Source organism: Chryseobacterium sp. SN22 (assembly GCF_008329705.1).
Taxonomy (GTDB): Bacteria; Bacteroidota; Bacteroidia; order Flavobacteriales; family Weeksellaceae; genus Chryseobacterium.
The window spans coordinates 104,533-130,529 of sequence record NZ_VTSX01000011.1 but is presented as its reverse complement, the minus strand read 5'-3'; the positions used below and the strand labels follow the sequence as shown (position 1 = coordinate 130,529).

At 42.3% G+C, this 25,997-nt stretch carries 16 protein-coding genes; 13 read left to right on the top strand and 3 right to left on the bottom strand.

Going from position 1 to position 25,997, the window contains the following annotated elements:
* The first annotated feature begins 164 nt into the window (after window positions 1–164).
* The 5 genes from rlmN to FY557_RS09300 all read left to right on the top strand — a co-directional run bounded on the left by rlmN (window position 165) and on the right by FY557_RS09300 (window position 7,360).
* The gene (rlmN, locus tag FY557_RS09325) at window positions 165–1,199 is read left to right on the top strand and encodes a 23S rRNA (adenine(2503)-C(2))-methyltransferase RlmN (protein WP_149246978.1); all 1,035 of its coding nucleotides are present in this window, start codon (window positions 165–167) and stop codon (window positions 1,197–1,199) included.
* Window positions 1,200–1,274: 75 nt separating this feature from the next.
* Entirely contained in the window at window positions 1,275–2,189 is a 915-nt protein-coding gene (locus FY557_RS09320; RefSeq protein ID WP_149247001.1) for a sterol desaturase family protein, read from the top strand.
* A gap of 386 nt (window positions 2,190–2,575) precedes the next feature.
* A complete protein-coding gene (locus tag FY557_RS09315; protein WP_149246977.1) occupies window positions 2,576–3,448 on the top strand; it encodes a hypothetical protein in 873 nt (290 codons plus the stop codon).
* A gap of 68 nt (window positions 3,449–3,516) precedes the next feature.
* Window positions 3,517–4,494, top strand: coding sequence for a polyprenyl synthetase family protein (locus FY557_RS09310; RefSeq protein ID WP_149246976.1), 978 nt, complete (start codon window positions 3,517–3,519; stop codon window positions 4,492–4,494).
* A 433-nt stretch (window positions 4,495–4,927) separates the two neighbouring features.
* Window positions 4,928–7,360, top strand: a complete 2,433-nt coding sequence (locus FY557_RS09300) for a thiamine pyrophosphate-dependent enzyme (RefSeq protein WP_149246974.1) — start codon at window positions 4,928–4,930, stop codon at window positions 7,358–7,360.
* A gap of 726 nt (window positions 7,361–8,086) precedes the next feature.
* Here FY557_RS09300 and FY557_RS09295 read toward each other — a convergent pair.
* The gene (locus FY557_RS09295; protein WP_149246973.1) at window positions 8,087–8,476 is read right to left on the bottom strand and encodes a winged helix-turn-helix transcriptional regulator; all 390 of its coding nucleotides are present in this window, start codon (window positions 8,474–8,476) and stop codon (window positions 8,087–8,089) included.
* Window positions 8,477–8,710: 234 nt separating this feature from the next.
* Between FY557_RS09295 and FY557_RS09290 the strand changes: the two genes are divergently transcribed.
* Window positions 8,711–9,772, top strand: coding sequence for an NADH:flavin oxidoreductase (locus tag FY557_RS09290; RefSeq protein WP_149246972.1), 1,062 nt, complete (start codon window positions 8,711–8,713; stop codon window positions 9,770–9,772).
* 161 nt (window positions 9,773–9,933) lie between these two features.
* Here the strand turns inward: FY557_RS09290 and FY557_RS20115 are convergent, their stop codons facing one another.
* Together FY557_RS20115 and FY557_RS09285 are read right to left on the bottom strand one after the other, a co-directional pair.
* Complete coding sequence (locus FY557_RS20115; protein ID WP_185151696.1) at window positions 9,934–10,095, bottom strand: hypothetical protein; 162 nt, start codon at window positions 10,093–10,095, stop codon at window positions 9,934–9,936.
* A gap of 563 nt (window positions 10,096–10,658) precedes the next feature.
* Window positions 10,659–11,861 carry an aminopeptidase C gene (locus tag FY557_RS09285; RefSeq protein ID WP_149246971.1) on the bottom strand — a complete coding sequence of 401 codons (1,203 nt, stop codon included), beginning with the start codon at window positions 11,859–11,861 and terminating at the stop codon, window positions 10,659–10,661.
* 315 nt (window positions 11,862–12,176) lie between these two features.
* Between FY557_RS09285 and FY557_RS09280 the strand changes: the two genes are divergently transcribed.
* The 7 genes from FY557_RS09280 (at window position 12,177) to FY557_RS09250 (ending at window position 25,883) form a co-directional block, all read left to right on the top strand.
* Complete coding sequence (locus FY557_RS09280) at window positions 12,177–12,695, top strand: RNA polymerase sigma factor (RefSeq protein ID WP_149246970.1); 519 nt, start codon at window positions 12,177–12,179, stop codon at window positions 12,693–12,695.
* A 10-nt stretch (window positions 12,696–12,705) separates the two neighbouring features.
* Entirely contained in the window at window positions 12,706–13,842 is a 1,137-nt protein-coding gene (locus FY557_RS09275; protein ID WP_149246969.1) for a TonB-dependent receptor plug domain-containing protein, read from the top strand.
* Between the two features lie 97 nt (window positions 13,843–13,939).
* Window positions 13,940–16,711: a hypothetical protein gene (locus tag FY557_RS09270; RefSeq protein WP_149246968.1), complete on the top strand. Its 2,772-nt coding sequence runs from the start codon at window positions 13,940–13,942 to the stop codon at window positions 16,709–16,711.
* A gap of 3 nt (window positions 16,712–16,714) precedes the next feature.
* Window positions 16,715–21,241, top strand: coding sequence for a TonB-dependent receptor plug domain-containing protein (locus FY557_RS09265; protein ID WP_149246967.1), 4,527 nt, complete (start codon window positions 16,715–16,717; stop codon window positions 21,239–21,241).
* Between the two features lie 281 nt (window positions 21,242–21,522).
* Complete coding sequence (locus FY557_RS09260) at window positions 21,523–23,412, top strand: vWA domain-containing protein (RefSeq protein ID WP_149246966.1); 1,890 nt, start codon at window positions 21,523–21,525, stop codon at window positions 23,410–23,412.
* Between the two features lie 14 nt (window positions 23,413–23,426).
* Entirely contained in the window at window positions 23,427–25,043 is a 1,617-nt protein-coding gene (locus FY557_RS09255; RefSeq protein ID WP_149246965.1) for a DUF4139 domain-containing protein, read from the top strand.
* A 336-nt stretch (window positions 25,044–25,379) separates the two neighbouring features.
* Window positions 25,380–25,883 (top strand): GbsR/MarR family transcriptional regulator, encoded by a 504-nt coding sequence (locus FY557_RS09250; protein ID WP_149246964.1) that lies wholly within the window; start codon window positions 25,380–25,382, stop codon window positions 25,881–25,883.
* Window positions 25,884–25,997: the final 114 nt, after the last annotated feature.

Here is a 25,997-nt window from a genome sequence, read left to right as displayed (position 1 = left end):
CTTTATCAGACGAAAGTGCGCGGAACTGAAATATTTTAGCTGCAATCCTGAATAATACAAGCTTTCAACTTTTAATTTGACCTGGCTCTTTATATTTCTGAATTGAATCCTTTTGTTTACCATCAATTTGATTCTTTTTACTTTTACCTTGGCTCTTTAATATTATGAAAGATATCCGGATTTTATCACTCGACCAGCTCAAGGAATATTTTGTTTCTTTGGGAGAGAAGCCGTTTCGTGCGAAGCAGGTGTACGACTGGCTGTGGAGTAAAAATCTTCATTCGATTGATGAAATGACGAATCTTTCGAAAACCCTTCGTGAAAGAATTTCCGAAGAATATACCATCAATCCTGTTTCGGTAGACCTCCTGCAGAAAAGTACGGACGGAACCATCAAAAACGGGGTGAAGCTGCACGACGGCCTGTTGGTGGAATCGGTACTGATTCCTACGGAAACCAGGACAACCGCCTGTGTTTCCTCACAGGTAGGATGCTCACTGAACTGCGAATTCTGCGCGACGGCAAGGCTCAAGAGAATGAGAAACCTTGAAGTAGCCGAAATCGTTGACCAGGTAGCGCTCATCGACAGCCAGAGCAAAATGTATTTCGACCGGCCGCTTTCCAATATCGTTTTTATGGGAATGGGCGAGCCGATGATGAACTATAAAAACGTGGTGGAAGCCATCCGCAAAATTACCCAGCCGGAAGGTCTGGGAATGTCGGCGAGGAGAATTACCGTTTCTACTTCGGGAATCCCTAAGATGATCAAAATGCTGGCCGATGAAGAGCTGAAGGTGAAATTAGCGTTATCGCTTCACTCAGCCATCGAATCCAAGCGGAACGAAATCATGCCGTTTTCCGATAAATTTCCGTTAACGGAGATCATGGAAGCGCTCCAGTACTGGTATAAAAAAACAGGCTCCGTCATTACCTTTGAATACTGCGTCTGGAAAGGCATCAACGACGGTGATGAAGATATCAGAGCTTTAATTAAATACTGCAAGCAGGTTCCTTCCAAAGTAAATTTAATCCAGTACAACCCGATCGGTGACGGGAAATACGACCAGTGCAACAAGCAGGCGGAAGAAAATTATATCCGTCAGCTCGAAAATGCCGGGATCGTTTGTGTCGTAAGAAAGAGCCGGGGCGGCGACATCGATGCAGCCTGTGGACAGCTGGCCAATAAAACGGCAGATTAAATTTCCCTTAAAAAAATTAAAAATTTTTCTTAACGAATTCCCAAAACCTTAAATTTGCAGGACAAATTTGAAGTGATGGTGGATTATTTTTTGGGTGAAGACGGATTGGAAAGCGTATATGCTTGGTCCATTCCGATCCTAGCCGCAATTATCCTGGCTGAAATGATTTACAGCCATGTTTCGGAGGCTAAACTGTATAATGGTAAAGACGTGGCAACCAGCATTTATCTTGCTGCGCTTAATTTCGGGCTCGACCTGGTGATGAAGGCCTTTGCCATGGGCGTAATGTTTTTCTTTTATAACCTGAGGCTTTTTTCCTGGGATTTTACCATCTGGTATTGGCTGCTGTGCTTTGTGGTAACCGATTTTTCCTATTATGTCCTGCATTATGTAGATCATCATTCCAGGGCTTTCTGGGCGGTTCACATTACCCATCACAATTCGGAATATTTCAACCTGACCACCGGTTTCAGAAGTCCGGTTCTGCAGCCTTTATACCGGTACCTTTATTTTTCCCCACTGGCCTTTTTGGGTTTTGATCCGTGGCACATCATGGTCGTATACGCCATTGGCCAGGTATATGGGACCTGGGTGCATACCCAGACGGTAAAAAGCATGGGAATCCTGGAGTATATTCTTGTAACGCCGTCGCATCACCGTGTGCATCATGCCTGCAACATCAAGTATCTGGACCGGAATATGGGCATGTGCCTGATTATCTGGGATAAAATATTCGGAACTTTTGAAAAGGAAGATGCAAATGTACCGGTAAAATATGGAATCTACCCAAAGATGCCGGACAATAAACCCGACACCGTCCTCTTTTACGAATGGCGGAAAATCTGGAAAGACATCAGACAGCCCGGACTGAAATTTTCAGACCGCATCAATTACATCTTCAATTCCCCGGGATGGCGCCACGACGGAACAGGAAAAACCGTAAGGCAGTACCAGAAAGATTATTTTGAAAGAAAAAACAGGAAGAGGTAGGAAAAGGAAAAGAAATTCGGCTTAAATGGAATAGGCTAAGGCTTAGATTCAGTTTTATTTTTTAGACATAAAAAGAAGGATTATCAATCTGATTTACCTGTCAAAAGGAACGGCTTTTTATCCGTTCCTTTTTGATTTTAGCTTAAAAATTTATTGCTAATATTAGTAATTTCCAAGTTTATATTTATATCTTAAGAAATAATATTTTAATAAAATAGAGAGGGATTAATTTAAAATCTTCAACGCACTCTTTGTGATCCTTCCAGGGATCTCAACATAGTATTAGAGATCCGTATCTTACAGGAAGTCTAATCTTATTAGATGATATACGAACAAATTGTTGATGACTACTTTCTCATTTATATTTAAATAAATATTTTTACCTGATGAAAAAGATATTTCTGGTATTTGCCGTAACCATTTCCGCTCTGTCATTTGCCCAACAGTCCAGCCTGCTGAAAGTAAAGAAGTACAGAATCAGTAAACTGGATGAGAGACTAAAGGAGAGCTCGGGTTTAAGCCTGATCAACGGAAGGCTGTATACTTTTAACGACAGTGGCAATTTGCCGGAACTTTTTGAACTGGACAAAAAAACGGGAAGGATCATCAACACCTTAAAGATTAACGGGAAAAACAAAGACTGGGAAGCTTTGGCAAACGATGGAAGCCATTTTTACATCGGTGACTTCGGAAACAACGGCGGAACCCGGAAAGATCTGGAAATTTATAAAGTGCCCCTGAATGCTTCTTCACACGATTCCCTCAGGCTGATTTCGTTTGAATATCCCGAACAGCAGGAATTTGTACCGAAATATTCCGAAACCGATTTTGATGCGGAAGCCATGGTGTATCTGAACGGCAAAATCCACCTTTTTACCAAAGAATGGGGCGCCAAATCAACAACCCATTACCTCATTGATCCGGAAATACAAGAAAAGCAGAAGGCACAGAAGACGGAAACTTACAAAACCGGTTTTATGGTGACGGACGCTTCCTATTTCGATAAAAAATTATATCTGGTCGGCTATACCAAAAAGACCGAAGTATTCCTGGAGGTTTTTAAAGAAACCGGAGCCGGGATGTTTTTCAGAGAAAATCCTAAAAGATACTATCTCGGGAGTGCTTTGGCGATCGGGCAGATCGAAGGTATTGCCGTGGATTCGGAGGGAATTTATATTTCAGGGGAAAAATTCCATTCTCCGTTGGGAGGGGGTAAACAAAGCCTTTATTTTATTCCGAAAGATAAACTAGGGGAGTAAATCCCTTGAAATTGCCCGAAAAAAATTATCTTTGTGGTAATTAATAATTTATCCATCATTCGAAGATTGTGGCCAACACCGTAGAAGAAATCAAGCGACCGATCAATGAGGAAATGAAACTTTTCGAGCAGAAGTTTTATGAATCCATGCAGAGTAAAGTACCTTTATTAGATAAAGTCACCCGTTTTATCGTTACGACAAAAGGGAAACAGATGCGTCCGATGTTTGTATTTCTCTGTGCTAAGCTAGTGGGTGAGGTAAATGAAAAAACCTACCGGGGCGCTTCCATGATCGAACTGATCCACACAGCGACACTGGTGCACGATGATGTGGTGGATGAAAGTTTTAAACGCCGTAATTTCTTTTCCATCAACGCATTGTGGAAGAATAAAATCGCCGTTTTGGTAGGTGATTACCTGCTTTCCAAATCGGTTTTGCTTTCTACCGACCATAAAGATTACGATCTGTTGGGGGTGATTTCAAGGACGATCCGCGAAATGTCCGAAGGTGAGCTGCTCCAGCTGGAAAAGGCCAGAAAACTGGATATTACCGAAGACGTTTATTACGAAATCATCCGCCAGAAGACGGCTACCCTTATTGCGGCCTGCTGTGAAATCGGAGTCCTTTCTAACAGCGCAGATGAAATTCTGGCGAAAAAAATGATGGACTTCGGAACCTATACGGGAATGGCATTCCAGATCAAAGACGACCTTTTCGACTACCTGACGTCCAATGTAATCGGAAAACCGGTAGGAATCGACATCAAGGAACAGAAAATGACACTGCCTCTCATTCATACCTTAAAAACGGCAGAGGAAAAGGACCGGAAATATTATTTCAACACGATCAAGCGGTATAACAACGACCAGAAGAGGGTAAAGGAACTGATCAACTTTGTTAAAAGTTCCGGCGGACTGGATTATGCAATAACTGTAATGAAAGACTTCCAGCAAAAAGCCAAAGACCTTCTGAATGAATTTCCGGATTCCGAAGCTAGAAGGTCCCTGCACATCATGCTCGATTACGTTATTGAAAGGAAATTCTAGTTTAAATTATTTTCAGGGTTACAATAATAACCGCTGAAACTATGCAAAATAAAGCGATTAAAAATAAATAATCCGCAATAGTTTCAAACCGGTTTGCACGTTTTTCATGCTGTGTCCTGATCGCCAGGAATGAAAAGAAACAGCTGAAGGCAAAAAACATGCAGGCTAACCCGGCAAATTCATCCAAATGCGTGCTGCGGCTGATTCTTGAGATCTTTAATAAAGTAATAATCACCAAAGAAAATCCCAGAAGATTGCTTGAAGCATTAAGAATATGGGTCGACTTTTTCTCCACGGCTTACAAATTTATCCCAAGATAGACACAATTTTTTTTATTATCAAATTTTTAAAAAAGATTATTAAAAATTAAAATTAATTTAAAAAGTGTATATTAGCAAAATACTTCAACATTAAAAATATTTAATATCTGGCTATGCAGACAACCTATATTGAAACCCAGCAGATTTCCTTTCAAGATTTTAAAAATCAGATACTTGAAGATTATAAGTCAGGAAGGGTTTCCCGTGAGATGTCCTATTTGGGAAGAAGAGAAGTCCTTACAGGAAAAGCTAAATTCGGTATTTTTGGGGATGGTAAAGAGCTTCCTCAGTTGGCGATGGCTAAAGTTTTTAAGAACGGGGATTTCCGTTCGGGATATTACCGCGACCAGACTTTTGCCCTGGCAGTGGATGCCCTTACGGTGGAAAGCTTTTTTGCACAGCTGTATGCCGATACCAGTGTAGAAAGAGAGCCGGCATCCGCCGGAAGACAGATGAACGGCCACTTCGCAACAAGAAGTTTAAATGGGGACGGAAGCTGGAAAGATCTTACGGCACAAAAGAATATCTCTTCGGATATTTCTCCTACAGCCGGACAGATGCCGAGATTACTAGGGCTGGCCCAGGCTTCCAAAATATATAAATCTGTAACGTTTGAGGGGTCTGAAAAATTTTCAAATGGCGGTAATGAAATCGCTTTTGGAACCATTGGTGATGCTTCTACTGCGGAAGGCCATTTCTGGGAAACACTGAATGCGGCATGTGCGCTTCAGGTGCCGATGATCGTATCGATCTGGGACGATGGTTATGGCATTTCTGTTCCGACCATGAAACAGCGGGCAAAAGCCGATATTGCGGAAATGCTGAGTGGCTTCCAGAGAAAGGAAGGCGAATTCCAGGGATGCGAGATTATCCAGGTAAAAGCCTGGGATTATCCTGCTTTGCTGGATGCTTATGCAAGAGCGGAGCAATTCGCCCGGGTAGAAAGTATTCCGGTAGTGGTGCACGTCATTGAAGTGACGCAGCCGCAAGGGCACTCGACTTCAGGTTCCCACGAAAGATATAAAAATGAAGAACGCCTGGCCTGGGAATCCCAGTTCGACGGACTGGTAAAATTCAGGGAATGGATCCTCAACTATTCTATCGAAATCGACGGCAAGGAGGAGGTGCTGGCTACGGCAGAAGAACTGGACGCTATTGAAGACGAAGCGAAAAAAACGGTAAAAGCAGGTCAGAAAACGGCTTGGGAAAGCTACCAGAAAACCATTACCGATTTGGTGCAGGCGGTATTGCCGTTGGTCGAAAACCTTAAAGGTCAGAACTCTGAAATTGAAGGGTATATCGGTCAGTTCAACAAACTGGTTTCCAAAGCCAAAAAAGATGTTTTCCATTTGATAAGAAAGGCTCTGCTGTCAACCAGAGGATGGGGTTCTCAGGAAAGAAGCCTGTTGATGCAGAAATACCGGGAGATTTTTGAAGTAGAGAAAGACAATTATTCTTCTCACTTATATTCACAGTCCCAGTGGAAAGCGGAGAATATAAAAGAAATTAAGCCGGTCTACTCCGATGCTTCTGAAGATGTAGACGGCAGGGTAGTGGTAAGAAACAATTTTGATAAAATTTTTGAAAAATATCCTGAAACTTTGGTCTTTGGTGAAGATGCCGGAAATATCGGTGACGTTAACCAGGGGTTGGAAGGCATGCAGGAAAAATACGGCGATGTCCGTATAGCCGATACGGGAATCCGTGAAGCAACGATCTTAGGACAGGGAATCGGTTTGGCAATGAGAGGACTGCGCCCGATTGCCGAAATCCAGTATTTGGATTACATCTTATATTGCCTGCAGGGGATGAGTGATGACCTGGCAACCGTACAGTACAGAACCAAAGGCGGGCAGAAAGCACCGGTGATCATCAGAACCAGAGGGCACCGTCTGGAAGGCGTATGGCATTCCGGTTCTCCGATGGCAGGAATTCTGAACCTGTCTAAAGGAATCCTGGTATTGGTTCCGAGAAACCTTACCAAAGCAGCCGGCTTTTATAACACCATGCTTCAGAGCGATGATCCGGCAGTAATTGTTGAATGTCTGAACGGATACCGACTGAAAGAAAAACAACCGGACAACTTAGGGGAATTCACCGTTCCTGTAGGGAAAATCGAAGTGACGAAAGAAGGAAGCGATGTTACCCTGGTAACTTACGGTTCCACCTGGAGAATCGTGATGGAAGCGGCAGAAGCACTGGAAAAAATCGGTATTTCGGCAGAAGTGATTGATGTTCAGTCTTTGATTCCTTTCGATTTAACGCATGAAATCGCTGAAAGTGTGAAAAAGACCAACCGTTTGGTAGTGATCGACGAAGATGTGGAAGGCGGAACGTCTGCTTTCATTTTACAGCAGATCTTAGAAAAGCAAAAAGCATTCAGATACCTGGATTCCGATCCGCTAACGATTGCAGCCAATGATCACCGCCCGGCCTACGCCAGCGACGGGGATTATTTCAGCAAACCATCTGCAGATGATATGGTAGAGAAAATCTATGCCATGTTCAATGAAGCCAATCCTCAGAAATATCCGGCGATATTTTAATTGAGATTTAGATAAAATTTAAAACCGCTTTTTTTGGAAAGCGGTTTTTTGTTGAGAATCATTAATTTTGAAAAGAGTCCGGTAAATTATGAAAATTATTTCCCTATTGTTCCTTTCCATTATCAGAAATTGTATTAGGCATGATCATTTCCTTTGCTGTCTTCTGTTTATTATTCTATATCATTTCGGATTCGCTCGTGGTAATATTGAAAATTCTAGACGGCCTGATTTTAATTAATATAGTCGCTTCGGTTATTGCTTCTTACCTATTTTATGATCTTTCAGACCTGTATAAAATGAAAAATTTGGAAATAACGGTATGCGATATTTATGGAAACAGGCATGAGCATGATAAAGCAATCGAAACATCAAAGTAGGGGTTTCCGCCCAGCCCAAGAGAAATAAAATACATCCTGCTCAATTACTTTTGCAGACGGTTCCCAGGATACAATCCTTGCCGTAAGGGCACTGCACGGATTCCTGGATTCTGATCAGAGGATATTATTTTTCAAAGAAGCAAAATAAGTCCTTAAGGATAAGTGAGTTATTATTGTTCCCAGACCGTTTAGGGAGCACTGCGAATTTTATTTGCTTCAATATAGGAGCATTCATTTTCTAAGCCGCCGTCAATGGAAGGATGCAATCCTCAATGCAGGGTTAATAATTACCCAAAATATAAAAATTACGCCTTTTGCTGATGGGCTGCTTATGAAAAGCAACAGGAATTCAGACCGTTGCTTTCCCTGTCTTTTTCCCTTCTAAAATCGTCTTACAATCCTTCTCTTTCTCAGGATCATACACATGATATTTCATTTCCCACTCTTCCAGCAGATACAGAATCGGCAGCAGGGCCAGCCCTTTTTCAGTCAGCGAATATTCTACCCTTGGCGGGAGTTCCTTAAACTCTTCCCGGATCACCAGGCCGTCGTTCTGCATTTCCCGCAGCTGGTCGGTAAGTACTTTCCGGGAGATCACATTGATGCGTACGGCAAGCTCTCCGAAACGCAGTTTCCGGTCTTTGATCACCAGTACGATGATCGGTTTCCATTTGCTTCCCAAAGCAGACATGGCCTTGCCTAAAGGACAGCTATATTGCATCAATTCGTTCTTTTTCATAACGATTTATTTATAAACGATATACTTTTATATAGGGGTGGCTTAGAAACAAGATCTTACTTTGTTTTTTTACGGTAGCCTTAACCTTCGTCTCAACCTCAGCCTTTACCTTAAGTTACCTTTACGTTACCAACATCAGTTACCGCGAAGTTACTACTTTTTTTTATGATGGGATACAAATACGAACTATTATTAGTTACTTTGTGTAACAATTATAAAAATATACATTAAAAAATGAGCACAGACGCATTGTTTAAGCCTTTTCATTATAAGAATTTAGAACTGAAAAACAGAATCGTCATGGCTCCGATGACGAGAGCCCAATCCGATAATGGAGTTCCAACGCAGCAGATTGCAGATTATTACGCCCGTAGAGCGGAAGCGCAAGTCGGACTGATTATCTCTGAAGGGACGGTTATCAAAAGACCGGCATCCAAAAACATGCAGAACATTCCCGATTTTTACGGAGCCGAAGCTTTGAACGGCTGGCAAAACGTAATTGATGCCGTTCATGAAAACGGCGGAAAAATGGGACCTCAGATCTGGCATGTCGGCGATACCAGAAGTTCGGACGACTACCCGGAGGTTCCTATGGAAAAAGCTTCCACCATGACCCTTGAAGATATTCAGGATACCATCGCTCAGTTTGCTGCTTCAGCAAAATCCGCAAAAGACCTGGGTTTTGATGTCTTGGAAATTCACGGGGCCCACGGATATCTGATCGACCAGTTTTTCTGGGAAGTGACGAACACCAGAACTGACGAATACGGCGGGAAAACGCTGAAAGAAAGAAGCCGCTTCGCCGTAGACATCGTTAAAGCCATGAGAGCTGCCGTAGGAGAAGATTTCACCATCATCATCCGGCTTTCCCAGTGGAAGCAGCAGGATTACTCAGCTAAGCTGGCACAGACCCCGCAGGAAATGGAAGAATGGCTGCTGCCGTTGAAAGAAGCAGGCGTTGATATTTTCCACTGCTCTCAGCGAAGATTCTGGGAAGCTGAATTTGAAGGTTCCGATCTGAATTTTGCCGGCTGGGCAAAGAAAATTACCGGACAGCCGACCATCACGGTGGGATCGGTAGGACTAGAGGGGGATTTTATGGCCGCTTTTGCCGGACAGGGAACCGGGAAAACCGATTTGTCCGAACTCACCAGAAGGTTGGAAAGAGGAGACTTCGATCTGGTTGCCGTAGGCCGCGCTCTGTTGCAGGATCCGCAATGGGTAAAAAAAATCAAAGAAGGAAAAACGGAAGAACTTCAGGATTTTCAACCGGAGAGCATGTCCGTTCTGTACTAAGAGGTGAATGGTAAATTTTGCTTTCGTAAGTCAATGGTAAATTGTTTTTGTACAAAGCCAATTGACGAGCAGCGGATTGACCATTCATCATTCACCTGATTTTACCTATCAATTATTTTAAACGAAACCGCTTCAGGATTTTTTCTGAAGCGGTTTTTAGTTTAATTCGGACAACCTATACTAGTGGAAACACATCTCCAGTAGCCGGGCTTTCCGTTTTTGGGAGGATAGTAGCATTCTACCGTATCTACCGGACATTCCGGAGGATTTCCTCCGTTGATCTTTCGCAGTTCTGATCTTTTTAAGCTTTGTGCATTTTTCATAAGTCTTTGTTTTGGTGAGTATCAAAGATAATATTTCCCGGGCCAATGAAAAAATAAATATAGAAAATACGGATTTTAAAGACTTATTTCAGACATTGTTTTTTACCAGAATATGTGAATAAAGGATCAGGTGCCGGCTGTAAATTCTGAAAAAGTCTTGGTTCAGCAGCTTGCTTCACAGCAGGATCTGTTCGGAATCGAAACTTTTACACGCATAGATTTCGGAGAATTGCTCCTCGGTAATTTTTATAGAACGGCAGACGTTCCGCACTTTTTTAATAGAATGACAAACGACTTTGTATGATCATCAGTACCTTAGACCTTATTTTTGACAAAAGAACTTCCGGCATACAGCTTCCTTCTTTCAGCTTATCACCTTAAAGATAATGCATAGGATCAATAGAATTTTACAGCGTGTTTATCAGAACCTGTCATTTTCATGTTCATGGTGAGGATTAAATAAAGAGAAGAATATATAAAAAGCCGTCTTCAAAATGAAAACGGCTTTTAACAAGATTAAATATCTAAAATTGCCATCATTAAATGACAATAGTGATTCTGCTTTACAGACCGATGCTCTGGGTCGGCTTCAGTTCTTTTCTGATGTTCTTCGGCAGCGCATCCTTATGAACCAGAATAGCCGTCGACTTATATTCTACATACGGTCTGGTCACGTAAAGATATCCTTCGAAATCGTTGGTTACGCCCCATGAATTTTTTACCATATAATATTCTTTTCCAGACTGGTCTTTGGCCAGGCCTACGATATGCATTCCGTGGTCATCGGTCGTGGAAAGATTGTTCAGCGCTTTCTGGCGCATATCCTCGGTGATGGTTTTGTCTTTTTTCGGCTCGGTGAATAACGTTCCCGTATTCTCTTTGGTGATCTGATCCAGGTCAGTGTCCGGAACATAGGCTACGCCGTTTTTATACGAAAAATAAGGCTCTGTAACATCGGTCGCCCAGCCTACGGAATAGCCTTTGCCTACCGCATTATCGATAATGGCTGTCAGATCCTTCATCGGTACGTTCCAGTCGGAATCATGGCTCCAGTTATCCGGAATCGGAACAACGAATTTCTGATAGTACGGGTAATCCTTATAGGAAGAAAGTTCTACATAATCATCGGGGTTGATGCCTACGACTTCCTTTGCGAAAGTCTGCGGCGTATACGATTTTCCTTCATAGGTAAAATTCGCCGGAACTTTACCCAGGTATTCGTCCAGGATTACATCTACGGAAGACATCCAGTTATCCGTCAGCTTTCCTTTTGATCCGGCCTGAACCAGGCTGTCAAGCACCGGTTTCAGCTTGCCCTGCATCTCGGAAAAATTGTTCAGGGTCTGCCCCTGTCTCAATCCGGTATAGGCGTCCTGAGGAACCGCACCGTATTTTTTATACATATTGATGACATCGTGGAGTTCCCCGCCGTCACCCCAGCTGATGGCGCCGTTGTTCAGAACGTATAACTTTGCTTTATCATGGTAAGAATTTCTTGCCGTAAAAATTTCTGCCAGGTCTACGGGCTTTTTGCCCATCCTCTGCATTTCGGATTCCAGGAAAGAATTTCCCGAATAGCTCCAGCATGTGCCCGAAGAACCCTGGTTCTTCACCGAAGTAGCGCCTACGTCTTTCAGTGTCGTAAACTGGAAATTGGTTTTCTGGGACTGGTTGTTTTTTAACTTGTTGATGAGGTCATCCTGGGCATACATCATACTTCCTGCAGACAAAACAAAAAGTAATGATACAAATTTGGCTTTTTTCATTACTATAAAAGATTATTTATACGAATAGTCGTTCCTACCTGAGATTCGTTACAAAAGGAAAAGTTAAATGGAAAAAACGATTTTTATGAGAAGGCCCATACGTACAAATAGGGAAAGCTTTGTTTCAGAGTCATATTGATATTTTATTTAAAAAATTAATAATCTGTTTCGGTTTTTTATTGTGTTGGTTTTCTTGGCTTTAAATTACAGCCGGGATTTGTATGCTTTGCCGAATTAAATTATTTTTAAAAAAAAATAAACCTGTTTCCAACCTTTTGGAAATTTTCTGCATCTATGTAGATATAAAGCCTGATTATGGAACAAGAGCTATTATTGCAATGCCGGCGGAATGACCGCAACGCCCAGCGGAAAGTCTATGAAAAGATGGCCGGAAAGCTGTATACGGTATGCAGGCGGTACCTGAAGAACGATGAAGATATTGAAGAAGTGCTGGCGGACAGCTTCTATAAAATTTTCACAAAGATCAGCCAGCTGCAGAATCCGGATATTTTTGAATCCTGGGCAAAGAAAATTGCCGTGAATGAATGCCTTCAGAAGTTACGGACTGCCCGTGAGCTTCATATTTCGTTGGAAGAAGACTATGCATTCTCTACCGATTCTTCTCTGGAAAACGGGTCGTCAGAAAAAGATATTTTAAGCCTTCTCAATTTTCTTCCCGAAGGTTGCCGGGCGATTTTTAATCTCTTTGCCATCGAAGGCTATCCCCATAAAGAAATTGCAAGCATGCTTTCCATCAGCGAGGGCACTTCCAAATCCCAGCTCAACTTTGCCAGGAAAAGACTTCAGGAACTGCTGGTCAACCAAAACATCTAAATTAAACACAATGGAAAATAACAATATAGATAAAACATTCAATGAAGCTTCCAAAACCCTGGAAGAACCTGCGACTTTTCCGGGGTTTGATAAAGTCTGGGCCAAAGTGGAGGAGAAGCTGGATAAAAAGGAAGAGAATAAAAGAAGAACCACCGGTCTCTGGATTCTTTACGGCATTGCGGCCAGTCTTCTGATCGGTTCCGGTATATTTTATTTCACCAATAAAAAAGAAAACACGGTATCTTCTCACCAGACTATTGCACAGCAGACCGCTTCCTCAAGAAACCAAGCGGCAGAAATCTCTGTACCGATCCGGAGAACTGACAGCACCGTAAAGGCAAATATCATGGAAGAGATACTGAAATCTCCAAACACAAAAACAGCTTTCCGGAAAGTTCCGGAAATAAATGTTCCTGATGCTGTTGCTCCGGTTTGGGGAATGCCTTTGGCACAAACCTTTCCACAGGAAATAGCATCTGCTTCGGATGATAAAGTAATGATGGAAAAAGCAGAACGTCGGAATACCGAAGAAATTATTGCCATGGGCCTCAGAAAGGAGAAAGCTTCCATGGTTCAGGAACTTTCGGCCACTCCTCCTTCGAAAAAGAAGGTGCCCGGACTGAATACCGTTGCCGATACCGCGGAAGCCATCTATTCCAATCGTTCACTGGCATTCAGAAACGATAATCAGGAACCTGAAATTTTAGCCTACAATAAAAACGGTTCATTCAGGAACAACCTAACCGCTTCGGCTTCAGGCGACGGAAATAAACTGACCGCCAACAGGATCGGCAGTAAGGAAGCCTCTATGATAATTCGCGGGAAGGTTTCAGGAGTAGACATCAATTCCATTTCGGAAACACCGGGTTCAGGTAAAGTAGATATTTCCATCAGTTGCCAGGCTTCTTCGCAACTGAACAACAATCCGTTGTTTATCATCGACGGAGCGGTAAACACTCAGGAAATCTTCATTAAGCTTGATCCGAAAAAAATCGAATCCATGCAGGTTTTCAAAGGGGAAAAGGCCACCGCGCTTTTCGGAAACAAAGCAGGCAACGGCGTCATCGTCGTGGAAACCAAAGGCATTTCCGCAAAAGAAAAGCGGAGGCTGAAAAAGCTGCTCCAGGAAAAACCTTCCCCAAAGTAATTTCCCAAAATCTAAAACTGATACCCATTCACCATACCTCTGAAAAAAGAAATTTCTCCGGAAGTTTCTTTTTTCAAACTCTTAATGATGATAAACCATGAATAAAATATATGCACTGCTTTCCCTGTTTGTGGCCTCTTTTTTCTTTGCTCAGAATTCGCAGTTATATTACTACGGGCAGTTTCTGGATCCCAAAGGCAAAGCGCAGAATTTTTTAAAGGTCTACAACAAAAACGGCGGAATTTACGAAATGACTGATGAGAAGGGCTTTGCAGTTATAGCGGCAAAGCCTTCCGATACCCTGGTCTGGAACGGCGGGAAAGACCGGCTGGTAATCCGTTCTTATGGGCTAGAGGAGTTGAAAACTATTCTGCAAAGACGGATCCGGAAGGAAACGGTTAAAAATATCTATACCAAAGATTATGACAATCTTGTTTCCTATAAACAGGAGGCAGATCCGTACAGTGTTGAAAACGCAGAAACGGCTTTAAGCAAAGATTCCGACCGGTATCTCCTTACGGTCCGCAAAATCCGCCAGAAAAATGATACGGTATATAAAATTAAACAGCAGTATCCGCAAAATCTCCTGATCGGTGGAAGTTTTACTTCTTCTTTTGAGGTGAAATCAAGAAATGCCATTTCGGAAACGCAGGGAAGATTCGTGCAGGGAAGATCTGATAACGGCATGCTTGTCTGGAGAGGACCGGAAACGAACGAAATGTTCAGTTTTGGACCCAATATCGTTGAATTGGGTTTTAATAATCAGTCTTATGAATATGATGTAAACGGAAAGCTCGTGCCTCTTTCAGACGGGATTTTTCCTGCCAAAGCCTACCGGAATGATCTTTTTAAAACAATGGTCGGGTTCAGCAACCAACTGAAAATAAATGTTGTGGTTAAAAAAGGATACTACGAAACCTTAAGGCTGTCAGTGGATCTTGGCCAACACAAGGATCCAATGTATTTTAACGATCAGGTTACTGTAACCAGTAATGTTAAAGCCAGAGCCAATGCCAATATAAAAGGATATGCGCTGAATGCCGCATTTGCTTATGATGAAAACATGGCAACCGATGCCAACAGGACCGGCCTTTTCAACAGGATGTACCGGAACGCTTTGCTGACTCCGATTTCGTTCTCAAACGAACAAAGTATTTTACTGCCGAACGGTTCTCAGAGAAGCTACAGCCGGTTTGCAGACAATCCGCTTTTTCTGTCTGAACGGCTTAATAAATACAATTACCGGAGCAACAGCAGCCGATTCAGCTTTGATCTGTCCAGGACCTTTGGAAAATTCAAACTGAATCTCAGCCAATCCTATGAAAATGACCGATACTTGAATTCTGACCTTTACAAACCTTCAACCTCAGGCTTCACCAATGGCATACACAATGCAAGAACACAGCACAATACTTTGCTTCAATCCAATATCCTGGGGAATTATTCATTCGGCAATTACGATTTTAAAAATATTTTCGGTTTTAATTTTATTTTAAATGATCAGAAATCCGAAGTCTTCAATAGCCTGACTAATATTGAAAGCCGATACCAGAGAACTTCTCAAGACTATTTGTTTAACTACAGTTTCGAGCTGCACGGAACAGATATTGAAATAGGATCCAACGTGGGGAATTCATTTTATATTTCCAACACCTCAAAGAAAAATATCTATTGGCTGCCGAAAGCAAATGCCTATATCCGTTTTGATGATATTTTCGATTGGTCAGATTTTAATGTTAGAGCATCAGGTGCTTATACGGAAATGAGTTCCGAGCCTCAGCTTACCAATTCGTATTCTTTTTATGCCACTACCTTACTGAAGGCGGAAAATTCCGGGTTGTATTTCCCGGCTGATGAAGCGGTAACATTCAATGGGCTTTCCAATACCGGTGTAAAGGAGTGGAAAACAGGATTACGTTTGGATGCAGGCCCGAAGATCAGCATCGAAGGAGAATATTTCAACCGTGGAATTTTCAATGATGTTTTCCCGGTTTATGAAAATAACCGGCTTCAGCTTAAGAACCTCGCAGATCATACCTATAAAGGATATGAATTTAATTTTTCCTTCAACCGTCTGAGAATCGGCAGCCATTTTTTCAGTACCCAGAAAGTTTCATTTTACAAATATAGAGATGTTGCCGGTCGTGTGGAAAGCGGATATAATAATCTTGCTGTAGCCGGATTTTCCGATGTATATAAAACCCTTACGCAGGGGCAGGTTTTAGGAGCGGTCATGGGAAGCTATTGGGAGAGGACTGCAGACGGACAGCTGATCATTGATGCTTCCGGTTATCCGCAGAAAGCTGCCGGAATGAAGATCATTGCAGATCCTACACCGGATTTTATAATGAAATTCAATCATCATTTCATTTTTAAAAGGCTGACCCTGGACATCGACTGGGAATGGAAAAAAGGCGGACAGTTATGGAACGGAACTGAGGCAGTTCTTGATTATTACGGGCGTTCGAGGACTTCCGGTGATCAGCGGGATATCAAAAACTACATTTTTGCAGGAATTAATGCCAATGGCAACACCAATGAAACGGCAGTTGATTTTTATGATCCCGGCCGGGATGTCCTGCAGAACCGTTGGTCGAGATACGGCTATTCCGGGGTTGCGGAAGCTTACATTCAGAAAGCGGATTATGTAAGGATCAGCAATATCTCCCTTTCGGCAAATCTACCGGTAAATCAGATAAAGACTTCTTTGGTCCTGACTTTTTATGTGGGTAATATTCTTCTCTGGCAGGCCAATACAGGAGCGGATCCCAATCAGAATTTTTACGATCAGGAAAACGGGAGAGGGCTGGATTTTTTCAACCTTCCTTCGTTCAGGACATTCGGATGCATGGTTTCATTTAAATTTTAAACAATGAATTTCAGATTTACAGCTTATTGGGGTTTTATATTTTTGTTTCTGTCAGGTTTTGCGAAAGCGCAGAATCCGGCAGAGGATTTTGAGAAAGAAAAAACGTACATCCAGACCAGCCATGTTTTTTATAAACCCGGCGAGACGATGGATTTTAAAATTTATGTGGTCGAGGCCAACGATAACCGGCCGGCAAAGCATAGCCGGGTGGTGAACTTTGAGATGACTGATCCCGGCGGAAGTGTAATCCGGAAATCAAAACATGAAGTAAATAACGGCCATGCGGAAGGATCGGTCTATTTTGATGAAGGGATGAAAGGCGGAATATATAAAATAAAAGCTTATACAGACTGGATGCAGAATGAAGACGGGAAAAATGCTTTTGCGAAAGAGATTACCCTGCAGAAAATAGTCTCGCCGAGAATCCTGATGAAGTTGGATTTTCCTAAAAAAGGATACGGCGCAGGCGATGAAGTTTCGGCCGATTTTTCCATGAGAAGCCTGAGCGGACTGCCGATTCCTTTTTATGAAGGCCATTATACGGTACTGCATAACGGTAAAACGGTTTCCGAAGGAAAATTACTAACGGACAAGGAAGGAAAATCCCTGCTGAAGTTTCATCTGCCGGAAGTCCTGGATTCTCCGGATGCATTGCTTCATATTACCGTAAAATTTGACGGCTTTATGGAATCCATTTCACGGAATATCCCGGTTGTTCTAAACAACATCGAGGTGAAATTCATGCCGGAAGGCGGAACCTTTATCAATGGAATCCGGCAGAATATTGCTTTTAAAATATCGGATGAATCCGGTAATCCCGTTGACGCGACGCTCGGGATTTATAATCGGAAGCATCAGCAGTTAGCTGAGGTGCAGGCTTATCATTTCGGCATGGGAAGCTTCCTTTTTCAGCCGGAAAGAGGAGAAACGTATTATGCAAAGGTCATAAAGCCGGAAAATATTTCCAAAATCTATCCGCTGCCTGTAGCCGGAGATCAGGGTATTGTCCTGAATGTGGAAAAAGAAGACGGGAACATCAGGCTGAAAATTACGGCCCCGGAAGCGGGAAATATTACAATTAAAGGAAATTTCAGAGGAAAAGAAGTATATAGCCGGCCGGCAGTAATGAACAAAGGGGAGAATTTTGTGGAACTTCCGGAAAAGGATTTGCCTGCGGGTATTTGCAGGTTTACGGTTTATGAAAACTGCATACCCCAGGCGGAGCGTATTGTTTTTGCCAATGAAGACCGCCGGATGCAAGTGAAGATCGAACCTTCCAAAAAGAATTACCTGCCACGGGAAAAAGTGACCCTCGACATTGAAACAACCGATGAAAACGGCAGTCCGGTTCCGGCAAATCTGGCGATGGCTGTTGTGGATGATAAACTCTGGACTTATGCCGATGATAAGCAGAACCATATCCTGTCCTGGCTGTTGCTGGATTCCGAATTGCACGGAAAGATCGAAAGGCCGCAATTCTATTTTGACAAAAAAGAAGCAAAGGCAAAAAAAAGCCTGGACCTGGTTATGCTTACCAACGGATACCGGTATTTTGAACTGCTCCCGGAAATCATCAGTAGCGGAAAATACAAATACCTGCCCGAAAAAAGAAATCCGGTGTACGGGATTGTTGAAGATGAAAACAAAAGGCCGGTAAAGGCAGAAGTTTTCCTGCTTGAAGAAAATTCCTACGGGAAAAGTAAAATTGTAAAACAGGTAACCGGTGAAAACGGAACCTTTTATTTTACGGATCTCAAAGGAGCAGTAAATTATAAGATCATTGCAAAATCGTTTCAGCCGAAACAGGAAATTGAGGTCAGGATTTTAGCCTACAAACTGAACATCAATCCGCTGGAAAAGCAAAAAATCAAAGCCGTCGATGTTGAAGAGGTGGTTGCGGAAGCCGTGCGTAAAACAATTTCCAAAGAGATGGATAGAAAGACAGATCCTGCCGCAGAAAAACCATCCGGGAGAGCCGGCCGTTCCGATACTATTTCCAAAGACCAGAATATTGAGGAAGTGGTAGTAATGGGAGCGCTTGGAATCAGAAGAACAAAATTCCTTACCGGCGCAGTAACCGTGCTGGAAAAAGAAGAAATCAACCGCCCGAACATTTCTTCGCTGGCAGGAAAAGTGGCCGGACTTGAAATCTCGCCTTCGGGTAACCAGACAAACGGGTACATAACCATCCGTGGCTCACGGTCCCTCTCGAATAAAAGCCCGTTGTTTATTGTGGACGGCGTTCCGGTAGAGAATTTTGACACCAATGTCTATCAGCAGGACCTCAATTCCGTAACCGTACTGAAAGATGCAGCAGCCACCGCGTTATACGGCAGCCGCGGAACCAACGGTGTTGTTTTAATTACCTCTGCCAGATATGGAAATTCAGCAATAAAGCTCGACATCACCCCTAAAACTTATTTTTCAGTAAAAAGTATTCCACAGGACAGTTTGGACTTCTATACCATAGGACGGCAGTTTTCCTACCCAGTGTATGAAACTACTGATACGGCCTACCGCTTCGATTACCGGGAAGTTCTTTACTGGAATCCTGTGGTGGAAACCGACAGCAATGGGAAAGCAAAGGTAGAATTCTATAATTCGGATGCAAATACCACTTTCAGGGTTATTACAGAAGGTATATCCGCTGCAGGATCCGCCGGAAGGGATGAAACTACCTATGCGGCACAAAGCATGATTTCCATCGATGCCAAAATTCCGCAATACCTGACCAGAACCGATATTATGAGTATTCCCGTGGTGATTAAAAACAACGCGGCCGAAAGCCGGACCATGACATTGGATGTTATTGTTCCGAACCGTGTCCAACTGGTAAAGTCAGACAGCATCATTACCCTGAAACCCCTGGAATCCGGAAGGTTGTATGTCAAAATCCGGATGGATGATGTCATAGATTCCAATATTCAGTTTGCGGTGAAATCAGGAAACTTCAGGGAAACGATGATCCTGCCTTTTCAGGTGGGAGAAAAAGGTTTTCCGCATCAGTATTCCATCATTGATAATAAAACGGAAGATCTGAAAATAAATATTCCGGACCATATCAGCAACAGTTTGTATTCGTCTTATTTTGTTTATAACAACAGGGCATTGCAGATGTTCGAAGACCTGGAAAGGCTGAAAAGAGAGCCTTACGGATGCTTTGAGCAGCTCTCTTCAACAGTCTATCCGAATGTTTTTATTCTGGACTACCTGAAATCTTTGGGTAAGATTAATGCTGAAACGGAAAACGAGGTCGTCAGAAACCTGAAAAAGGGGTATCAGAAAATGCTGAGCTACCGGAACCGGGACGGCGGGTTTTCCTATTTCGGATCTTCTGAATCGGATGTTGCGCTCTCCGCATTTGCTTTGCTGGAATTTGAAGCCCTGAAAAGATATATAGCCATCGATCCTAAGATAATCCGTGATCTAACGGCATTTATCCTTTCCGGAAAAAACACGAACGGGACTTTCCGTGTGAAAAGAAGCTATGAAACCGGTGCTTCTTCATCAGATTATCAGTGGTCGAGAAATATCTATGTATTGTATGCCTTATCAAAAAACGGAATCAAGGATCAGCTTGAGGAGGCTTATCAGGTAAGTTTAAAGCGTGCATTGGCTGTAAAGGATTCTTACCAGCTTGCCCTGATGGCCAATATTTCGTCAGACTTCGGCCGGTTTCAGGATTATGACCGGATCATTGAGATCCTGAATAGCCAGTTTGTACGGAAAGAGGTCAAAACCAAAGCTACGTTTACGGGATCATGGGGAAATTCTGCTCACGCTGAAACCGTAGCATTATACCTGATGGCTTTGCAGAAAGACAAAAGGCTCAGTCCGTTGCAACTTACCGGAGTTGCCGATGATCTGATAAATTGCAACGGATATTATGGCTTCGGTTCTACCCAGGCCACTACATTGGCCCTTGAAGCATTATCCGGATTCTTTGCGAAGAATGAGAAAAGCTATGGTACCGATAAACCTGTGATAAAAATAAACGGAGCGGACATTCAGCAGAACACTTCCATCATCTCCGCTCTGCAGAAAGGAGAAAATACCATTGCAGTAAGCTATCCGGCACAAACAGGTTTGCCGTACAAGCTGGAATACGGATATTACAGCCTGAAGGCTCCGCAAAGTGCAGATATTCCTGTTATGATGGAGACAAAGCTTGCCTCTGAAAATCTGAAAGCAGGAGAAATAAGCAGAATGAGCATTACCGTGAAGAACAAAATCAACGGACCGCTGCCGATGGTGACGGCTAAGATCGGAATCCCTGCCGGACTGACCTTACAAAATGCTTTGCTGAAGGATATGTTGGAGAAAAAGCAGATTTCTTATTATGAGATTTTTGATAATTATTTGGTTTTATATTGGGAACATTTTGAAGCCGACGAAACAAAAAGAATCAACCTTGATCTGAAAGTGGAATTCGCCGGGGAATATACGGGAAAAGCAAGCAACATTTACTTATATTATATGCCGGAAGCCAAATACTGGAATGAAGGAATAAAAGTAAATGTTCAGCCGTAGCAGTAATTTGATTTAAATAAACTGAACTTTCAATAGAAGATCAGATGAGTAGGCTGGAAGAAGGAACTGGAAGTTTTGAATATTATGGAATTCAAATTAAACAAAAAAATAATCAGGATTCAATTAAAATACAACAAACTGAAATATAAACACATAATTACAGACAATCAATAAGAAATTTATATAAAACATAATCAATAAGAAATTTCGCTGCAACCTTTCAGGATTTTTACATCTTCTTTAAAGGGAATTTAAATTTATATCGATCAAAAATAATAAACATGAAAAAAACAGGTATAACGATATTGGCACTGATGATATTGCAGGGCTGCAAAACCAAAACCGTTTCGGACCAGGACCAGGCTTCCCAAAAGCTGAGTCTTAAAAAAGATAAAGACCAGGACGGCATCAAGAACGAAGACGATCAGTGTCCTGAAGCCGCCGGGCCGACCGAAAATAAGGGCTGCCCATGGCCGGATACGGATGGTGACGGAATTATTGATAAAGACGATGCGTGCCCGACTGTAGCAGGACCGGCGGAAAACAACGGCTGTCCTTGGCCTGATACCGATGGCGACGGAATCCTCGACAAAGATGATGCCTGCCCGACCGTTCCCGGACTTCCTGAATATAATGGCTGCCCAAAACCAAAAGCGCTAGTGGCTATGGAAGTGGAATCGGTGATTACTTCTTACCGGCAACCATCTTATTACCGTTCTACTAAATATGATAAGACCCTAAAAAAGCCTTCCGGAAAAAACGGAGGGTATGATAATGAAGAGTATGACCGCCTGATTGAAAATCCTTTTGAACTGACGAAAAACCAGCCGCTGTCCACTTTTTCCATTGACGTAGACAATGCTTCATATTCCAATGTCAGAAGGATGATTGCAGATGGAGACGTCGATAAAGATGCGGTGAGGATCGAGGAGATGGTTAATTACTTTAAATACAATTATCCTCAGCCTAAAAACAAACAGCCTTTCTCTATCAATACGGAACTTGGGGCGGCTCCATGGAATCCCGGCCATAAACTGCTGAAAATCGGATTGAAAGGAAAGAACATTCCGATGAATAATCTGCCTCCTTCCAACATTGTATTCCTGATTGATACTTCAGGTTCAATGGAAGAAGAAAACAAACTGCCGTTGCTGCGGTCTTCCTTAAAAATATTGCTTGATCAACTTAGGTCCACCGATAAAGTGGCCATTGTGGTGTATGCCGGGAGTGCCGGTGTTGTACTGCCCCCGACTTCGGTGGCCGAAAAAAGAAAAATAACCGATGCCTTGGATCAGCTGAGCGCCGGAGGAAGTACTGCCGGAGGAGCTGGCATCGAGCTGGCTTACAAACTGGCTCAGGAAAGCTTTATCAGAGGCGGGAACAACAGGGTTATTTTAGCGACCGATGGGGATTTCAATATAGGCGCATCTTCCAAAGGTGATCTGGAAAGCCTGATTGAAGAAAAAAGAAAATCCGGGGTGTTCCTTACCTGCCTGGGCTACGGAATGGGAAATTACAAAGACAATAAGATCGAAACGCTGGCTGATAAAGGAAACGGAAATTATGCCTACATCGACAACCTGCAGGAAGCCAATAAATTCCTGGGAAAAGAGTTTGCCGGTAACCTCTATACCATTGCGAAAGATGTGAAGATTCAGATCGAATTCAATCCGAAGTATGTAAAATCTTACCGTCTGATCGGTTATGAAAACCGGAAATTGAGAAATGAAGATTTTGTGAACGATAAAATCGATGCCGGAGAACTGGGCAGCGGCCATACTGTGACCGCTTTGTATGAGATTATTCCTGCAAACAGCAATTCAGCGTTTCTGCCGAAACAGAATAAGCTTAAGTATGCTTCAGCTTCTGCAAAAAAAGGATTTGGTGATGAATTGGGGACCGTAAAATTCAGATATAAGAAACCGCAAGGGTCAAAAAGCGAAGAAATCGTTCAGACGATCAGGAATACAGATGCTCCGAAAGCAAGTGCTGATTTTAAGTTTGCTTCTTCCGTTGCCTGGTTCGGATTGGTTTTAAGAGATTCAAAACTGATCAAAAAAAGAAGTCTGGCAGAAATCGAAAGCCTGGCCAAGCAGAATACCGGGAAAGACCCGGAAGGCGACAGATCAGGATTTGTAGAAATGATCCGGGATTATAGAAAGATAAAATAAACAAACGTTACCCTATGAAAGAGTTCATTATCATTGCTTTATGCAGCATTTCACTTGCTGCATTCGGGCAAAAACCTGTCTTTGCGGAAGCAAAATTAAATTCAGTTACTTTATACGAACAGTCTGCAGAACTGTACAGCAATACGGCATTTAAAATCCCGAAAGGGAGCTCAGAAGTGGTGATTACAAATATTGCACAGAATATCGATGAAAGCACCATAAAAATAGGCTCGAGATCTAAAGTTTCAGTTCTTACGTATCGATTCACAACAGATGAAAATTTTTACAAAACGGAACTGGATAAAAGAAACCCGCAGCATAAGATGGTCCTGGACAGCATCGCTCTCATGGAGAAAAAATTAAAGGATCTGGATTTCCGGAAAACCGCTTTAGCGAACAGCATCGGCATCCTGGATAAAAACCAGGTCATCAATTCAGGATCTACTTCGTACTCAAAGGAACTTGAAAAGCTGATTGATTATTATCAGAAAAAAAGAACCGACCTGAGCACAGAACTGGACAAAACTGAAACTTCCTATGCTTCTGTTGCCGGAAAGCTGGATAAACTACGGACAAAATTTGATCTTAACAATCAGGAGCTTGAAAAATATCCTACAGGAAAACTGGTGCTGCAGATTTCGAGCGAAGGTCCGGAAGAGGTGAATTTAGACATTAGATACAGCATCCGTGAAGCTTTGTGGAGACCTTATTATGATGTCATTATCCCTGATATCAACTCCAAAGCACAGTTGCTGTATAAAGCAATGGTAAGACAGAATTCCGGGCTGGACTGGAAAAATGTTGAGCTTCATCTGGTTTCCGGATATCCGAATGTGAAGAAACAGATTCCTTCTTTACCTGCATGGAGTTTGTTTTACCAGGAGCCTTTGGCAGGTGCTGTTGCAGGATTACAGATCAACAGGGATGAGCCTTCCGTTTCTGTAAGATCCATGTCATATGCTGCAAAAGAAATGAGCGTTGCCGAAGTTGCCGTGGTTGGTTCAACCGTTTCCAGGAACCAGCTGAATGTGGCTTATGACCTGAAAGACCGGTACACCGTTTTATCCAATAATCAGGATAACAGCATTAATCTGGACCGTATGGAAATTCCTGCAACCTATATGTACTATACGGTTCCGAAAATCGACAGAACCGTATATCTGATTGCAGAGCTGGATAATCTCGATAAATACAACCTCATTAATGCGGAAGCGAATGTAATTTTCGAAAATACGAACGTGGGCAAAACCACGCTTAACGCAGAAAATACAGACCGTAAACTTTTACTCACGCTGGGTGACGATAAAAAGATCAGTGTCAAAAGAGAGGCAATTAAAGATAAGACTATGGAAAAGAGTATTTCTTCATCCAATAAGGAACAGCAGTTTGCTTACCAGTTTACCGTCCGCAACAACAAGAGTGAAAAGGTAAAACTCAGGATCAGGGACAGGATTCCGGTCTCTCAGGATAAGCAGCTCATCATAACCCTCGTCAACAAAGGAGGTGCCACTTATAATGAAGAGACGGGCGAACTGACCTGGGACATCGTTTTAAACGCCAATGAGACCGGAAAATCAGAATTTTCATTTAAAGTCAATTCTTTAAAAAACAGGATGATTCTAGGTTTATAAGCAGCTTGTAGCAATTGGCTTTCTGCTACCGGATTTACAATCAGAATTTTAAAGTTCACAGAGGTCGTAATTAGCTGATAGCAATTAGCTTTTTGCTGTTGGCTTTAAAATCACAATTTTAAAATTCAAAAGCGTATTATAAAATTATTTTAAATACTTATTAAATTATTCAGGGACTTGATAAATGAGCAGAGATGATCTCAGAACAGTAAATTAAAGTTAGTATCAACAGGCATTTCAGAAATGTCTGTTTTTATTTGAAATTAATTTTCAAAAATTATTGAAAATTCAAAAAATATAATTACATTTGTCATAAGAAACTGAAACAACAGAACAATGACACTTTCGGAAGCCAAAGAAAAATACATCCAGACCTGGGGAACGTTCGCCACCAATTGGGGGATCAACCGGACGATGGCACAGGTCCATGCTTTGCTCATCGCAAGTGAAAAGCCGCTCTCAACTGATGAGGTGATGCAGCAGCTGGAAATTTCCAGGGGAAATGCCAACATGAATATCAGGGCACTGATGGACTGGGGAATCGTGAAGAAGGAGTTTGTTAAAGGTGACCGTAAAGAGTATTTCGTGGCTGAAAAGGATGTCTGGTATCTCTTTAAACAGATCACCAAAGAACGCCGGAAAAGAGAAATAGAACCGGTTATTTCTTTTCTGGAAGAACTGAAAGATATTGAAGACAAGGATACGGAAGGCGCCAAAGAATTCATCAAACTGATGAATGATTTCAGCACTGTGACCGGGAAAATCAACAACATCATGGACCTCGCGATCAAGAGCGACGACCATTGGCTGGTAGGAAAAATTACCAACCTGTTGAAATAAAAAAGGGCAAATGCCTTTTTTATTTAGTATAAACTTTCAAAAATTATTGAAAATTTTATAATTATGAAAAACTTATTCATTCATCTGTTCCTGATTTTTTATTTCGGGCTTCAT